Origin of the sequence: Mesorhizobium sangaii (genome assembly GCF_014207355.1) — a bacterium.
In the GTDB taxonomy this organism is placed as follows: Bacteria; Pseudomonadota; Alphaproteobacteria; order Rhizobiales; family Rhizobiaceae; genus Mesorhizobium; species Mesorhizobium sangaii.
On sequence record NZ_JACHEF010000007.1, the window covers coordinates 405,830 to 420,953 of the forward strand.

Below are 15,124 nucleotides of genomic sequence, written 5' to 3' on the forward strand. Positions count from 1 at the left end.
CTCGATCCCTTGGCTGTGGATCAAACCTGCACCATTTTGCTCGCTCTGGTCCAGCCAGAAACACGCGAAATGGCCTGCTTCAATCTCACCATCACGTTATGTCAGCGCATTCAACAAAATCTGGTCTTACCAGATCGATCGAATTGATCCGCTTCGTCCAAACTGGTCCAGCGGACAAAAATTTCAAAGCCAAGCAAGGATGCGCCAATTCCATCTCTGGCGAAACCCTCGGCAAGGCTCATAATCGCCACCGCAAGGATGCTGGCGGGCCCGCCGGCGTTCGAGGGGATTGGCGCACCCGGCCGGGTCGCGGAGAGGACGGAGTTCGATCATGTCAGGTTTCACGATTTCCAGACGCCAGATGCTTGCCAGCTCGGCACTGCTGCTGGCCTCCACCGCCATGCCGACATTCGGCTGGGCGCAGACGCCGAAGAAGGGTGGGCGCCTGGTGCTTGCCGCCGATTCCGAGCCGCGCAACCTCAACCCGGCGATCGTCGCCTCCAACGGCGTCTTCTTCATCTCCAGCAAGATCGTTGAAACGCTGGCTGAAGCCTCCTTCGACGGCAAGGACGGGCTTGCGCCACGGCTGGCGTTGAGCTGGGAAGGCGCCGCCGACGGGCTCTCCGCCACGTTCAAACTGCGCGACGGCGTCAAATGGCATGACGGCAAGCCGTTCACCTCGGCCGATGTCGCCTTCTCGGCGTTGCAGGTCTGGAAGCCACTGCAGAACCTCGGCCGCACCGTGTTCAAGGATCTCGCCGCTGTCGACACGCCGGATGATCTCACCGCCGTGTTCAAATTCGCCAAGCCGACCCCGTTCCAGCTGATCCGCAACGCGCTGCCGGCACTGAGCAGCGTCGTGCCGAAGCACATCTACGAGGTGGGCAAGATCGAGGACAACCCGGCCAACAACGCGCCGATCGGCACCGGGCCGTTCAAATTCGGCGAATACAAGGCCGGCCAATATTACCGGCTGACAAAGAACACGGATTACTGGGGTAAGGACGAGCCCTATCTCGACGAGATCATCTATCAGGTGCTGCCAGACCGCACGTCGGCCGCGAGCGCACTGGAAGCAGAAGAGATCCAGCTCGCCGCCTTTTCCGCCGTGCCGCTGGCCGATCTCGACCGTATCTCCAAGGTGCCGGGCCTCAAGGTGATCTCCAAGGGCTATGAGGGGCTGACCTATCAGCTCGTCGTCGAGATCAACCACCGTCGCAAGGAACTGGCCGACCTCAAGGTGCGCCAGGCGATCGCGCATGCCATCGACAAGGATTTCGTCGTCAAGACGGTGTTCCTCGGCTATGCCGCCACCGCCACCGGTCCGGTGCCCAAGAACGATCCGCAATTCTACACCGCTGACGTGCCGACTTATGCCTTCGACGTCGCCAAGGCCAACGCGCTGCTCGACGAGGCCGGCTACAGACGAGGCGCTGACGGCAACCGTTTCTCGCTGAAGCTTTTGCCCGCGCCCTATTTCAACGAGACCAAGCAGTTCGGCGACTATCTGCGCCAGGCACTCGCCGCCATCGGCATCGATGCCCAGTTGGTCAACAACGACTCGGCCGCGCACATCAAGGCCGTCTACACCGACCACGCCTTCGACCTCGCCGTCGGCCCGCCGGTGTTCCGCGGCGACCCGGCGATATCGACCACCATCCTGGTGCAGAGCGGCATCCCGGACGGCGTGCCGTTCTCCAACCAGGGCGGCTATAAGAACGACGCACTCGATGCCCTCATCGCCAAGGCATCCGAGACGCTCGACACAGCTGCCCGCACCGACCTCTACAAGGAATTCCAGAAACAGGTGGCCGCCGACCTGCCGCTGATCAACGTCGCCGAATGGAGCTTCATCAGCGTCGCCCGCGACACGGTGGGCAACATCGCCAACAACCCGCGCTGGGCGGTGTCAAACTGGGCGGACACTTATCTGGCGGGCTAGCAAGATCCTCACGGGATGCTTGCGCATCGTTTGGGCGAGTGCTCATCATCGGCGATGAGAGTACCTCCGCGCTCCCCTCTGTCCTGCCGGGTAACGCCGCCGGCTTCACCCTCCCCCTTGTGGGGAGGGTCGACGAGTGGATGCCGCAAGGCGGCAGCCGGTCGGCGGGGTGGGGGTTGTCGCGCAAGCCTAAAAGAGACCCCCACCCCGCTCCGCTTCGCGGATCGACCCTCCCCACAAGGGGGAGGGTAAGCCGGCCATGACCCGCGCCCTCATTCTCCTCCGTCGTCGCTTGGTCGGCAGCATCTTCGTGCTGCTGATCGTCGTTGTCGGCACCTTCTTGCTGCTCGAGGCAGCGCCCGGCGATGCGGTCGACGCCTACATCGTCTCGACCGGCGGCGACGCCGGCATGATCGAACTCCTGCGTCATCGCTGGGGCCTCGACCAGTCGGAGCTGACGCGGCTGGCCAACTATCTCTGGGCGCTGCTGCATCTCGATCTCGGCCAGTCGGTGACGTTCTCCCGGCCGATCCGCGACGTGATCCTCGAGCGGCTGCCCACCACCCTGCTGTTGATGGTCAGCGCCACCGCGCTCTCCTTTGGCCTCGGCTCGGCACTCGGCATCTATGCCGGCGCAAGGCCGGGCAGTGTCCGCGACCGCTTCCTGTCGATCGGCTCGCTGGCGCTCTATGCCGTGCCGGGTTTCTGGCTCGGCCTGGTGCTGATCGTCGTCTTTGCCGTCGACCTGCGCTGGTTGCCGATCGGCGGTATCGAGACCCTGGCGTCCGACAAGGCCGGCCTCGACCGCGCCGCCGACATCGCCATCCACCTCATCTTGCCGGTTTCGGCGCTGGGCTTCATCTATCTGGCACTCTATCTGCGCATGATGCGTGCCGGCATGGCCGAAGTCTGGCGGCAGGATTTTGTGCTGGCCGCCCGCGCCAGGGGGCTGTCGCGCCGTCGCATCGTGCTCGCCCACGTCGCCGGCAACGCACTCTTGCCACTGGTCACCATGCTCGGGCTGCAATCGGCGCAAATGCTCGGCGGCAGCGTCGTAATCGAGAGCGTCTTTTCCGTGCCCGGCCTCGGCCGGCTGGCGCAGGAAGCGGTGGCCGCGCGGGATACCCCGCTGCTGCTCGGGATTATCCTCACCAGCGCCGTCCTGGTCATCGTCATCAACCTGCTCGTCGACATCGCCTACGCCTTTCTCGATCCGCGCATCGGCGCCGGCGAGGCCGGCGCATGAGCCCGCTCCGCCGGTTTCTGCGCAAGCCCGAGGCTGTCGCCGGCGCCATCCTCCTGGCGGCGCTGGTTGCCATGGCGCTGTCGGCGCCAATGCTGTTCCCCGGCGACCCGCAAGCCATCGCCGGGCCAGCGTTGCTGCCGCCATTTCAGGACTGGTCACTGCCGCTCGGCACCGACCGGCTTGGCCGTGACGTGCTGGCCGAGCTGTTCTACGGCGCCCGCACCTCGCTCGCCGTCGGGCTCGCTGCAGCGGCGGCAGCGCTCGCCATCGGCTCTGTGGTTGGCACGCTGGCGGGCTTTGCCGGTGGCCTGGTCGACGAGGTGCTGATGCGCATCACCGACGCTTTCCAGACCGTGCCTGGTTTCCTGCTTGCGCTGGCCTTCGTCAGCGTCGTCGGACCGTCGCTCGGCATCGTCGTGATTGCCATCGCGCTCGGCACCTGGACGGGGCCCGCTCGAGTTGCCCGCGCGGAAGTCCTCTCCATTCGGGAGCGCGATTATGTTGCCGGTGCCAGGGTCATCGGCATGCATCCGCTGGCGATCGCCTTTCGCGAGGTGCTGCCCAACGCCTTGCCGCCGGTGCTGGCGATGTCATCGGTGATCGTCGCCGCCGCGATCCTCACCGAGGCAGCCTTGTCCTTCCTTGGCCTCGGCGATCCCAACCGGGCGACCTGGGGTGGCATGATCGCCGAAGGCCGCGCCGTGCTGCGCACCGCGCCCTTCCTGTCAATCGTCCCGGGCATTGCACTGGTGCTGACGGTACTGGGTGTCTATCTCGCCGGTGAAGGCATCGTCGAAACGACAGCCGTAAGAAGAGGCCTGTCGTGATCGCACTGGCTTCGATCCGCGACCTGACGGTGACCTACCGCCGCGACGGCAACGAGGTCGCGGCGCTGAAGACTATCAATCTCGATATCGGCGCTGGTGAACGCCTGGCCATCATCGGCGAAAGCGGTTCGGGCAAGAGCACGCTGGCATTGGCGATTGCCGGGCTGTTGCCGGCGTCGTCCAGGATTGAAGGCCGCCTCGATTGGTTCTTGCCATCGTCGCCATCCTCTGGTGCAAAGGCACCCCCCTCTGTCCTACCGGACATCTCCCCCCCAAGGGGGGAGATCACGCCCTCATTTCGGCTTTCGCCAATCACCGAGATCGCAAGCAAGGAGTTACCATCAAAGCTGCCGATCTCCCCCCTTGCGGGGGAGATGTCCGGCAGGACAGAGGGGGGTGGGACGGATCGCCAACCTAAATTCGTCCCCCTCGGCGGCCGAGACATCGGCTTCGTCTTCCAGGATCCGTCCGCCAGCCTCGATCCCGTCATGGCTGTCGGCAAGCAGATCGCGGAAGTGGCATACACCCATCTTGGCCTGACATGGCCGCAGGCGTACGCGAAGGCAAAGAGCTTGCTTGAACGGGTCCGCCTGCCGGACCCGGATTCCGCGCTACGGGCCTTCCCGCATCAACTCTCCGGCGGCCAGAAGCAGCGTGTGGCGATCGCCGCCGCGATTGCGGCGGGTCCGAAATTGCTGATCGCCGACGAGGCGACCAGCGCGCTCGACACCATCGTGCAGGCCGAGATCGTCGCCTTGATCCGGCGGCTGGTGGCAGAGGACGGCATGACATTGCTGTTCATCAGCCACGACATCGCGCTGGCAGCCGAGCTTGCCGAACGCATTGCAGTGTTCCGTCATGGTGAACTGCTCGAGCTCGGCCCGACTGCACAGATCGTTGACGCGCCAACCCAAGCCTATACGCGCACGCTGCTCGACGCCCATATCGGCCTCGACGCCACGCCGCTGCTCAACCGAGCCGGGCTCAACGCATGAACCTGCTCACGGTTTCCAACCTCACCAAACGCTATCGTCGTGGCGGCAAGACCATCGCCGCCGTCGACGATATCTCCTTCCACATCGAACCCGGCGAAACGCTGGCGCTGGCCGGTCCCTCCGGCAGCGGCAAATCGACGATCGCACGGCTGGTGCTGCGGCTGATCGAACCGGATGCCGGCCATATCGAATTCGAAGGCAATGATTTCCTGGCGTTGAGTGGCGCTGCGCTCCGACAGCGCCGCGCCCGCCTGCAGATGGTGTTCCAGGACCCGCTTGCTGCCTTCAACCCGCGCTCCACGGTGGCGCGTTTGCTCGACGATCCCTTGCGCATCCATGGCATCGCCGCCCGCGCCGAGCGCCCGCGCCGGATCGCCGCCTTGCTGGAGCGCGTCGGGCTGGCCGCTGATCTCGCCCCGCGCGCCATCCATGAAATCTCCGGCGGCCAGCGGCAGCGCGTTGCCATCGCTCGCGCCATCGCGACAAAGCCGTCGCTGATCGTGCTCGACGAGGCGGTGTCGGCGCTCGATGTCTCGGTGCGTGGGCAGATCCTTGAATTGCTGCTCGACCTGCAACGCCAGGAACGGATCGCCTATCTCTTCATTTCACATGATCTCGGCGTCGTCCGGGCGATCGCCCACCGCGTTGTCCTCCTCGAAGCCGGCGAAATTGCCGAGTGCGGCGATGCCCGGACCGTCATCGACGCGCCGCAATCTGCCATCGGCAAGGCACTGGTGGCGGCCGCGCCAAGATTGAACAGGACCCGACCATGACCCCGAACCGAAGGACCGCGCCGGCGAAAAGCGAAATCCGGTTTTCGGGACAAGATCATGGTCAAACAACAAGCCAGGACCCAACATGACCGACCCCGAAGCCAGAGCCGAAAAGCTGTCGCGCGAACTCGATTCCGCCTTTCGCAACCGCGCCGATCTCTATCGTCTGTTACTCGAAGAACTGACTGGAGAGCTCGGCGCGGAACGAGCAGAAGAGATCATGATCCGCGCCATCGAACAGCGCGGCAAGGAAGTGGCCGCAGCCGCCTTCGCCAGCTTCGGCGCCAACGATGCACGCGCGATCGGCGAAGCCTTCCTGGCCATCAGCCCTGACGGCGGCCGCATGTATCCAACCGATGTCGAACGAAGCGATAACCGCATCGCCTTCAAGGTCAAACGCTGCCCGCTGAAGGATGCCTGGGTCGAGGCCGGCGTCGGCGATGAAAAACTTGCCACGCTCTGCCGCATTGCCGGCGCCTTCGACCGCGGCCTGTTCGAGGCGACCGGCGTGCGTTTCGACAACGTCACCTGGACGCCAGGCCACGGCTCCGGCTGCTGCCACATCGCTCTGACCAACAGGGCCGGCGATCAGGAGGCAGACGATGCTGGACGCGCCTTGCCGAACTGAAGGACATCGGCAACGCCGACGCTGAAGCCTGACAGGATGACTTGCGGCCTCGCTACACCGACAGCCGGCCGGCTTCGGTTTCGACGGCTGCCAAGCCGGTCAAGGAGGTTGATCCGTCCTACCAGGACTGGCTCCGCAAGCGCGAGCACGACCTGACCGGCGAGGAACGCGCCTTCGTCGAACGGCGCCGCCAAGAGTTGAGGAAGGACGGCGTCGTCACCGAATCTTATCAGCGTGTCGATGTCCGCGAAGCCCTGGTGCGCCTGGCATCGGCCGGGCTCGGTTGAGCCTTCGTTCGATCAGTAGCCGACGGTGAAGCGCTGCCTGATGTGCGCCGGCTTCTCGATCTCGTCGACCATGACGAGGGCGTAGTCCTCGAACGAGATGCTGCTGCCCTTGTCCGAGGCGAGAAGCGTGTCCTTGCCGAGGCGGAATTGGCCGGTGCGCTCGCCAGGAACGAACATGGCGGACGGCGACAGGAACGTCCAGTCGAGGTCACCGACGGTCTTCAACCTGTCCAGGAAGTCGGCGCCCTTCTGCGCCTCAGCCTTGTAGATCGCTGGGAATTCCGGCGTATCGACCAGACGCTTGCCGGGTGCGACTTCGAGACTGCCGGCACCGCCGACAATGAGATAGCGCTTCACCCCGGAGGCGTGCACGGCAGCGATCAGCGCGTCTGTATCGCTGTCCAGAAAATGCACGGCGCTGATCACCACATCATGGCCACGGATCAGGTTGGCGAGACCTTCCTTGTCGAAGACATCGCCCTTCCTGGCTGTCACGCCCGGCAGCGCCGCGATCCTTTCCGGGTTACGGGCAATGCCGGTGACCGTGTGGCCGCGATCGGAGAGTTCCCTGAGAAGGCGTGAACCGACAGCGCCCGATGCGCCGATGAGAGCGACTTTTGCCATGTCTTTTTCCGTTTCCTTGTTGGAGATTGCTGGTGGATGGATCACGCCGCGATGTGGGCGACGAGGTTGTCGAAGCTGCCGAACAATGCATTCGAACCGATGAGCCGGGGCGCATCGTTGCGGATGACCGCCAGAGCAGGCACGCCATCGGCATGCAGGCGCTGGAACAGCGCGCGGCCACGGCCGACGAGCTCGCGGTGGGCCGTCATCAGCCCTTCCGTCGGCGCCTTCAGCAGGTCGCCGGCGTCCCTCATGCCGGCGGCGGCGAGCACCTCGGCAATGCCTTCGATCGTCACGATATCGAGGCCGTCGACATAGCGCGCCCGCTGGATCGTTTTCAGCGCGAAAAGCCTACGGCTGGAATCTTCCAGGCCGGCCGCACTGATGCCGAGTGTGGCGGCGTGGGAGTCCAGCAAGGTGCCGCGGACATTGAGGACGTTGTGTTGATACGCCTGCGTGAACTTCTGTCCGGTGAGCCGTTCGATGCGCTGATCGTTCGCCCAGGCATGGGCGGCAAAACCTTCATCCATCGGACGCGCGCCGGCACCCGAGAACAGGCCGGTCGGCAGCAGCTCTACACGCACGCCGCCGGCCGAGAGCCTGTCCAGCATCGGGGTGGCGCCATAGCACCAGCCGCAGAGCGGATCGAAGAGGTAGGTCACTTCTGAATTGCTCACGATCGCTGCCATCCTGGTGCGGAAAGACCGGCCACCCACCGGTCGAATGTGCTGGCGCATCCATGACAGGCGACAGCCTTGCGATAAATAGCGTCCAATAATACAAACTGTCTGATCCAATCAGACAAAGGGCTGTCGCCTTGGCCAAACTTCTGAACCTCAATCGGCTTGCCTACTTCACCACGGTGATGGAAACCGGCTCGTTCACCGCTGCAGCTGACCGGCTTGGTGTCGCCAAGGCCGTGGTCAGTCACCAGATCGGCAAGCTCGAGGAGGAACTGGGCGCAACGCTGCTGCAGCGCACCACACGGCGCGTCACGCCGACCGAAGAGGGTCGCCTCTTCTATGATCGCGCGATGATCATCCTGCGTGAGGCGGAGGCGGCCTATGGCGAAATCTCGCAAGGAGCGGTCGAGCCGAGCGGAATGCTAAGGCTGACCGCCCCGCTCGACTACGGCACCAAGATCGTGGCCCCGGTCATGGCCGCCTATCTGAAGGCCTATCCGCATATGCGCGTCGAGGCGATCTTCGATGACGCGGTGAGCAATCTTGTGGACGAGCAGATCGATCTCGGCATCCGCGTCGGCTGGCTCGCCGATTCCTCAAACCAGGCGCGTCGCTTGGGCACGATACGGCAGACCGTGGTGGCGAGCCCCGCCTTCGCGGCAAGCCTGCCGCCCGACGTCAGCCCGCGCCAGGCAAGATCGCTGGCCTGGGTCGGCAACGCCCAGCTGCGCGGCATCGGCCAATGGCTGTTTTCCAGGGATGGTGAAACAGTGCTGACCGAACTCAATCCGATCATCATGTGCGACAAGAGCCCCGCCGCCCTTGCCTGCGTGCTCGTCGGCATCGGACTGGGCGTATTTCCCGACTACAGCGTCAGCGACGACATCGCCGAGGGACGGCTGGTGCCGGTGTTTGCCGACTGGAGCTTGCCCACCGGCGGCATCCATGCCGTCTTTCCGCCGGCCCGCTTCCGGCCCGCCAAGGTGCGCGCCTTCGTCGACTTGCTCGCGGCGGCCGAAAAAAACCGATCGCGCGGACGCAACACGGCGTGACGCAAATACGGCGATCTATTGCAGGACGCTGCAAAAGGTGGGCAATTTCCGGCGCGTGGAAACGTTAGTGAAGACTTACCGAGAACCGACGGCCAAGGCATCCCCAAAAGACAAAACGCCCGTTGGCTTTTGGCCAGACGGGCGTTTGTGATTTGGTTGCGGGGAAGGCTTTGTCTTATTTGCCTGCTGCGTCGACTATGGTTCCTTGCGGGCCCTGATGAGGGGGTCAATTCCATGGCCACGGTCATCCGGATACAAAAACAGCCCGGGCTGGGCCGGGCTGTTTTTGTATTTGGTTGCGGGGACAGGATTTGAACCTGTGACCTTCAGGTTATGAGCCTGACGAGCTACCGGGCTGCTCCACCCCGCGTCAACCAGAAGTAAGCGCAAGCCTACGATAAGGATGGCCTACAGATAGGTAGAAGTCTCACCAAATGAAAGGGCCGCTTACGCGGCCCGTGATCCCGTTGGCGGGCCTGTTCATAAAGAGAAGATTTCAACGTGCGTTTGGCAGACCTGGCAGCGACCTACTCTCCCGCGTCTTGAGACGAAGTACCATCAGCGCTGGAGCGTTTCACGGCCGAGTTCGGAATGGGATCGGGTGCAGCCGCTCCGCCATAACCACCAGGTCGGCAAAACGCACGTTGTTCGAGAAGCTTTTGAGCGAATAGCGATGAGCGAGCGCCGATAGGGGGAACCCCATCCTGGTGCTCTCTCGGAGCTGTTCGCTGGTCTTATGTGTGCCTGGTTGTCCTTTCGGTCCGGCCCTTCGAAGCGAAGCTTCGCAAGGTCGACCGACCGTCGGCGCCGATGCGCCGCACCCACGTAGCGCCGCCCGCAGGGCGGAACAAGCGTGAGTGAGAACAAACCATCTGACTGCGTCAGATGGGCATAAGGAATGAGAACGATCAAGCCGATCGAACTATTAGTACCGGTAAGCTTCAAGCGTTGCCGCTCTTCCACACCCGGCCTATCAACGTGGTCGTCTTCCACGGTTCTCAGGGAATACTCGTTTTAAGGTGGGTTTCCCGCTTAGATGCCTTCAGCGGTTATCCCGTCCGGATATAGCTACCCTGCTATGCGGCTGGCGCCACAACAGGTCCACCAGAGATCCGTCCATCCCGGTCCTCTCGTACTAGGGACAGATCCTTTCAATATTCCTACACCCACGGCAGATAGGGACCGAACTGTCTCACGACGTTCTGAACCCAACTCACGTACCGCTTTAAATGGCGAACAGCCATACCCTTGGGACCTGCTCCAGCCCCAGGATGCGATGAGTCGACATCGAGGTGCCAAACAACCCCGTCGATATGGACTCTTGGGGGTCATCAGCCTGTTATCCCCGGCGTACCTTTTATTCGTTGAGCGATGGCCCTTCCACGCGGGACCACCGGATCACTATGACCGACTTTCGTCTCTGCTCGACTTGTCAGTCTCGCAGTCAGGCAGGCTTATGCCATTGCACTCAGCGAACGATTTCCGACCGTTCTGAGCCCACCATCGCGCGCCTCCGTTACTCTTTAGGAGGCGACCGCCCCAGTCAAACTACCCACCATACATTGTCCCGGACCCGGATAACGGGCCGCGGTTAGACATCCATAGTAATAAGGGTGGTATTTCAAGGGTGGCTCCACCTGAGCTGGCGCCCAGGTTTCAAAGCCTACCACCTATCCTACACATGCCACTACGAATGCCAATGTAAAGCTATAGTAAAGGTGCACGGGGTCTTTCCGTCTAACCGCAGGAACCCCGCATCTTCACGGGGAATTCAATTTCACTGAGTCTATGCTGGAGACAGCGGGGAAGTCGTTACGCCATTCGTGCAGGTCGGAACTTACCCGACAAGGAATTTCGCTACCTTAGGACCGTTATAGTTACGGCCGCCGTTTACTGGGGCTTCGATTCAGAGCTTGCACCCCTCCTCTTAACCTTCCAGCACCGGGCAGGCGTCAGACCCTATACGTCGTCTTGCGACTTCGCAGAGCCCTGTGTTTTTGATAAACAGTCGCTACCCCCTGGTCTGTGCCACCCTCCTCCACTTGCGTGGAAAAGGGTCACGCTTCTTCCGAAGTTACGCGTGCAATTTGCCGAGTTCCTTCAGCATAGTTCTCTCAAGCGCCTTGGTATACTCTACCAGACCACCAGTGTCGGTTTCGGGTACGGTTTATAAGGAGGAGCTATTTCCTGGAACCACGCAGCAGCCCGTTCAATCCGATAAGATTGGACTACCTCAATGATCCGTCACTACCTCCAAGCCCACGAATATTAACGTGGTTCCCATCGACTACGCGTTTCCGCCTCGTCTTAGGGGCCGGCTAACCCTGCTCAGATTAGCTTTAAGCAGGAACCCTTGGTCTTTCGGCGGGGGAGTCTCTCACTCCCCTTACGTTACTCATGTCAGCATTCGCACTTCTGATACCTCCACCACCCCTCACGGGTATGGCTTCATCAGCTTACAGAACGCTCCGCTACCGCTCGTGATTGCTCACGAACCCTAAGCTTCGGTGTATGGCTTTAGCCCCGTTACATTTTCGGCGCAAAGACCCTTATTTAGACCAGTGAGCTGTTACGCTTTCTTTAAATGATGGCTGCTTCTAAGCCAACATCCTGGTTGTTTTGGGATCCTCACATCCTTTCCCACTTAGCCATAACTTGGGGACCTTAGCTGTAGGTCAGGGTTGTTTCCCTTTTCACGACGGACGTTAGCACCCGCCGTGTGTCTGCCGACTAGTACTCCCAGGTATTCGGAGTTTGGTTAGGTTTGGTAATCCGGTGAGGACCCCTAGCCCATCCAGTGCTCTACCCCCTGGGGTATTCGGTCGACGCTCTACCTAAATAGATTTCGCGGAGAACCAGCTATTTCCGAGTTTGATTGGCCTTTCACCCCTAGCCACAAGTCATCCCGAACTATTGCAACAGTTATGGGTTCGGTCCTCCAGTAAGTGTTACCTTACCTTCAACCTGCTCATGGCTAGATCACTCGGTTTCGGGTCTAATGCGACGAACTGAACGCCCTATTCAGACTCGCTTTCGCTGCGCCTACACCTAGCGGTTTAAGCTTGCTCGTCACACTAAGTCGCTGACCCATTATACAAAAGGTACGTGGTCACCCAGGACGAACCTTGGGCTTCCACTGTTTGTAGGCAATCGGTTTCAGGTACTCTTTCACTCCCCTTGTCGGGGTGCTTTTCACCTTTCCCTCACGGTACTAGTTCGCTATCGGTCATGCACGAGTACTTAGGCTTGGAGGGTGGTCCCCCCAATTTCAGACAGGATTTCACGTGTCCCGCCTTACTCGAGGACGATGATTTGCATTACGCGTACGGGGCTGTCACCCACTATGGCCCTACTTTCCAGAAGGTTCCGCTTGTCTCATCATCGCCACTGGCCTGGTCCGGGTTCGCTCGCCGCTACTTCCGGAGTCTCGGTTGATGTCCTTTCCTACGGGTACTTAGATGTTTCAGTTCCCCGCGTTCGCCACTTTACCCCTATGTATTCAGGGTAAGTTACCTATTATCGATACTTGGAAACCACAGCAGCATCAGCGCAATCTCGAAGAGATTGTCGCTCCAACGCGATCCCAAAGAGATCGCGCAGGCCTGCTGCTCTGATTTTCCAAGTACCTTAGGTGGGTTTCCCCATTCGGAAATCTACGGATCAAAGGGTATTCGCACCTCCCCGTAGCTTATCGCAGCGTATCACGTCCTTCATCGCCTGTGCATGCCAAGGCATCCACCAATTGCCCTTAAGACACTTGATCGTTCTCATTGCCAATACCCATCCGCGCGATCTCGAAGAGATCGTCGCCTCAGCCAAACCCCGAAGGATCCCGCTTCAGCGCGATCCCAAAGGGATCGTCGCCTGCGCAATCCCGGAGGGATTGTCGCATGGGCCAAATCCTGTGCGGGATTTAGCCCGATGTCATTGGCACAAAAAGACCAGCTTCTCGAGATCGGTTCGAGGGTGCGGTTAGGCAAACCCATCATATGCGGGAGATTGAGCGTCTCCCGCGACAAATCACCAGCCTTTTGGGCTCATGAAGTTCGAACAAATCTTCTCTTTACGATGTCAAACAGAACAGGCGGGAAAGCCAAGAAAGCTTCCCGCAAAACTTTATACGAATGACTTTTCTGACACCTCATCTCCACTCAACACCTTTTCTTCCCTGGAGAAGACGCGACAATCCTGCGGATTGTGCTGCGGACAATCCTTGCGGATTGCACGGAGAAGCGACAATCCTGCGGATTGCGCGAGTGGTGGAGCCGGACGGGATCGAACCGACGACATCCTGCTTGCAAAGCAGGCGCTCTCCCAGCTGAGCTACGGCCCCTGATTATTCCCGACAGATATCGAGGAGATCCGACAATCCTTGCGGATTGCGAAGTGGTGGGCCTGGGAGGACTTGAACCTCCGACCTCACGCTTATCAAGCGCGCGCTCTAACCAACTGAGCTACAAGCCCTAAGACTGCGCCGCAAATCGGCTTTCGCCAACGAGACGCACGTCTCGCAAGGCCAACCGGCCGTCGCGGCTCGTGCCGCGCCCTCGCGGAGCGCCAGGCCGAAGGCCGGTACGGCGCGCGAGCGCAAGTCAAAGTCATTCGCTGAAGAAAGAGAAACGAAGGCGGCAGACCCGCTTAAGGTATGCGCGACGGTCAGAGTGACTCTCTGCCGTCTTGTTCCAAGAGAACCGAAAGGCAGAGGCTCATCAGATGAGCGTTTCCATTAAGGTTCTTCCTTAGAAAGGAGGTGATCCAGCCGCAGGTTCCCCTACGGCTACCTTGTTACGACTTCACCCCAGTCGCTGACCCTACCGTGGTCGCCTGCCTCCTTGCGGTTAGCACAGCGCCTTCGGGTAAAACCAACTCCCATGGTGTGACGGGCGGTGTGTACAAGGCCCGGGAACGTATTCACCGCGGCATGCTGATCCGCGATTACTAGCGATTCCAACTTCATGCACTCGAGTTGCAGAGTGCAATCCGAACTGAGATGGCTTTTGGAGATTAGCTCGACCTCGCGGTCTCGCTGCCCACTGTCACCACCATTGTAGCACGTGTGTAGCCCAGCCCGTAAGGGCCATGAGGACTTGACGTCATCCCCACCTTCCTCTCGGCTTATCACCGGCAGTCCCCTTAGAGTGCCCAACTGAATGCTGGCAACTAAGGGCGAGGGTTGCGCTCGTTGCGGGACTTAACCCAACATCTCACGACACGAGCTGACGACAGCCATGCAGCACCTGTCACCGGTCCAGCCGAACTGAAGGAATCCATCTCTGGAAACCGCGACCGGGATGTCAAGGGCTGGTAAGGTTCTGCGCGTTGCTTCGAATTAAACCACATGCTCCACCGCTTGTGCGGGCCCCCGTCAATTCCTTTGAGTTTTAATCTTGCGACCGTACTCCCCAGGCGGAGAGCTTAATGCGTTAGCTGCGCCACCGACAAGTAAACTTGCCGACGGCTAGCTCTCATAGTTTACGGCGTGGACTACCAGGGTATCTAATCCTGTTTGCTCCCCACGCTTTCGCACCTCAGCGTCAGTACCGAGCCAGTGAGCCGCCTTCGCCACTGGTGTTCCTCCGAATATCTACGAATTTCACCTCTACACTCGGAATTCCACTCACCTCTCTCGGACTCGAGATTGCCAGTATTAAAGGCAGTTCCGGGGTTGAGCCCCGGGATTTCACCCCTAACTTAACAATCCGCCTACGTGCGCTTTACGCCCAGTAATTCCGAACAACGCTAGCCCCCTTCGTATTACCGCGGCTGCTGGCACGAAGTTAGCCGGGGCTTCTTCTACGGTTACCGTCATTATCTTCACCGTTGAAAGAGCTTTACAACCCTAGGGCCTTCATCACTCACGCGGCATGGCTGGATCAGGCTTTCGCCCATTGTCCAATATTCCCCACTGCTGCCTCCCGTAGGAGTTTGGGCCGTGTCTCAGTCCCAATGTGGCTGATCATCCTCTCAGACCAGCTATGGATCGTCGCCTTGGTAGGCCATTACCCCACCAACTAGCTAATCCAACGCGGGCTCATCCATCTCCGATAAATCTTTCTCCCGAAGGACG

At 60.8% G+C, this 15,124-nt stretch carries 10 protein-coding genes, 3 tRNA genes and 3 rRNA genes; 8 read left to right on the forward strand and 8 right to left on the reverse strand.

Annotated features, from left to right (window positions below):
• Positions 1-331 precede the first annotated feature (331 nt).
• The 7 genes from HNQ71_RS29605 to HNQ71_RS29635 all read left to right on the forward strand — a co-directional run bounded on the left by HNQ71_RS29605 (position 332) and on the right by HNQ71_RS29635 (position 6,698).
• The gene (locus HNQ71_RS29605) at positions 332-1,942 is read left to right on the forward strand and encodes an ABC transporter substrate-binding protein (RefSeq protein WP_184877100.1); all 1,611 of its coding nucleotides are present in this window, start codon (positions 332-334) and stop codon (positions 1,940-1,942) included.
• A 259-nt stretch (positions 1,943-2,201) separates the two neighbouring features.
• On the forward strand, positions 2,202-3,188 hold the full coding sequence (locus tag HNQ71_RS29610; protein WP_184877102.1) for an ABC transporter permease: 987 nt from the start codon (positions 2,202-2,204) through the stop codon (positions 3,186-3,188).
• Complete coding sequence (locus HNQ71_RS29615; RefSeq protein WP_184877104.1) at positions 3,185-4,015, forward strand: ABC transporter permease; 831 nt, start codon at positions 3,185-3,187, stop codon at positions 4,013-4,015. The genes HNQ71_RS29610 and HNQ71_RS29615 overlap by 4 nt, the downstream gene beginning before the upstream one ends.
• A complete protein-coding gene (locus HNQ71_RS29620) occupies positions 4,012-5,010 on the forward strand; it encodes an ATP-binding cassette domain-containing protein (RefSeq protein ID WP_343068274.1) in 999 nt (332 codons plus the stop codon). Before HNQ71_RS29615 ends, HNQ71_RS29620 begins: the two co-directional genes overlap by 4 nt.
• Positions 5,007-5,783 carry an ATP-binding cassette domain-containing protein gene (locus HNQ71_RS29625; RefSeq protein WP_184877107.1) on the forward strand — a complete coding sequence of 259 codons (777 nt, stop codon included), beginning with the start codon at positions 5,007-5,009 and terminating at the stop codon, positions 5,781-5,783. Before HNQ71_RS29620 ends, HNQ71_RS29625 begins: the two co-directional genes overlap by 4 nt.
• Before the next feature lie 85 nt (positions 5,784-5,868).
• Positions 5,869-6,411 carry an L-2-amino-thiazoline-4-carboxylic acid hydrolase gene (locus HNQ71_RS29630; protein ID WP_184877110.1) on the forward strand — a complete coding sequence of 181 codons (543 nt, stop codon included), beginning with the start codon at positions 5,869-5,871 and terminating at the stop codon, positions 6,409-6,411.
• Between the two features lie 41 nt (positions 6,412-6,452).
• The gene (locus tag HNQ71_RS29635) at positions 6,453-6,698 is read left to right on the forward strand and encodes a hypothetical protein (protein ID WP_184877112.1); all 246 of its coding nucleotides are present in this window, start codon (positions 6,453-6,455) and stop codon (positions 6,696-6,698) included.
• A gap of 12 nt (positions 6,699-6,710) precedes the next feature.
• Here the strand turns inward: HNQ71_RS29635 and HNQ71_RS29640 are convergent, their stop codons facing one another.
• Together HNQ71_RS29640 and HNQ71_RS29645 are read right to left on the reverse strand one after the other, a co-directional pair.
• On the reverse strand, positions 6,711-7,322 hold the full coding sequence (locus HNQ71_RS29640) for an NAD(P)-dependent oxidoreductase (protein WP_184877114.1): 612 nt from the start codon (positions 7,320-7,322) through the stop codon (positions 6,711-6,713).
• Positions 7,323-7,363: 41 nt separating this feature from the next.
• Positions 7,364-8,011: a DsbA family protein gene (locus HNQ71_RS29645; protein WP_210334081.1), complete on the reverse strand. Its 648-nt coding sequence runs from the start codon at positions 8,009-8,011 to the stop codon at positions 7,364-7,366.
• A gap of 128 nt (positions 8,012-8,139) precedes the next feature.
• Here HNQ71_RS29645 and HNQ71_RS29650 point away from each other — a divergent pair, with 128 nt between their 5' ends.
• A complete protein-coding gene (locus HNQ71_RS29650; RefSeq protein WP_184877115.1) occupies positions 8,140-9,057 on the forward strand; it encodes a LysR family transcriptional regulator in 918 nt (305 codons plus the stop codon).
• A gap of 293 nt (positions 9,058-9,350) precedes the next feature.
• On the opposite strand, the gene HNQ71_RS29655 is transcribed toward HNQ71_RS29650, so the two are convergent.
• The 6 genes from HNQ71_RS29655 to HNQ71_RS29680 all read right to left on the reverse strand — a co-directional run.
• A tRNA-Met gene (locus HNQ71_RS29655) sits at positions 9,351-9,427 on the reverse strand.
• A gap of 144 nt (positions 9,428-9,571) precedes the next feature.
• A 5S ribosomal RNA gene (gene rrf / locus HNQ71_RS29660) occupies positions 9,572-9,686 on the reverse strand.
• A gap of 275 nt (positions 9,687-9,961) precedes the next feature.
• A 23S ribosomal RNA gene (locus tag HNQ71_RS29665) occupies positions 9,962-12,820 on the reverse strand.
• A gap of 494 nt (positions 12,821-13,314) precedes the next feature.
• Positions 13,315-13,390, reverse strand: a tRNA-Ala gene (locus HNQ71_RS29670).
• Between the two features lie 54 nt (positions 13,391-13,444).
• Positions 13,445-13,521: transfer RNA gene (locus tag HNQ71_RS29675), tRNA-Ile, on the reverse strand.
• A 279-nt stretch (positions 13,522-13,800) separates the two neighbouring features.
• Positions 13,801-15,124: ribosomal RNA gene (locus tag HNQ71_RS29680) — 16S ribosomal RNA — on the reverse strand; the annotation flags it as partial.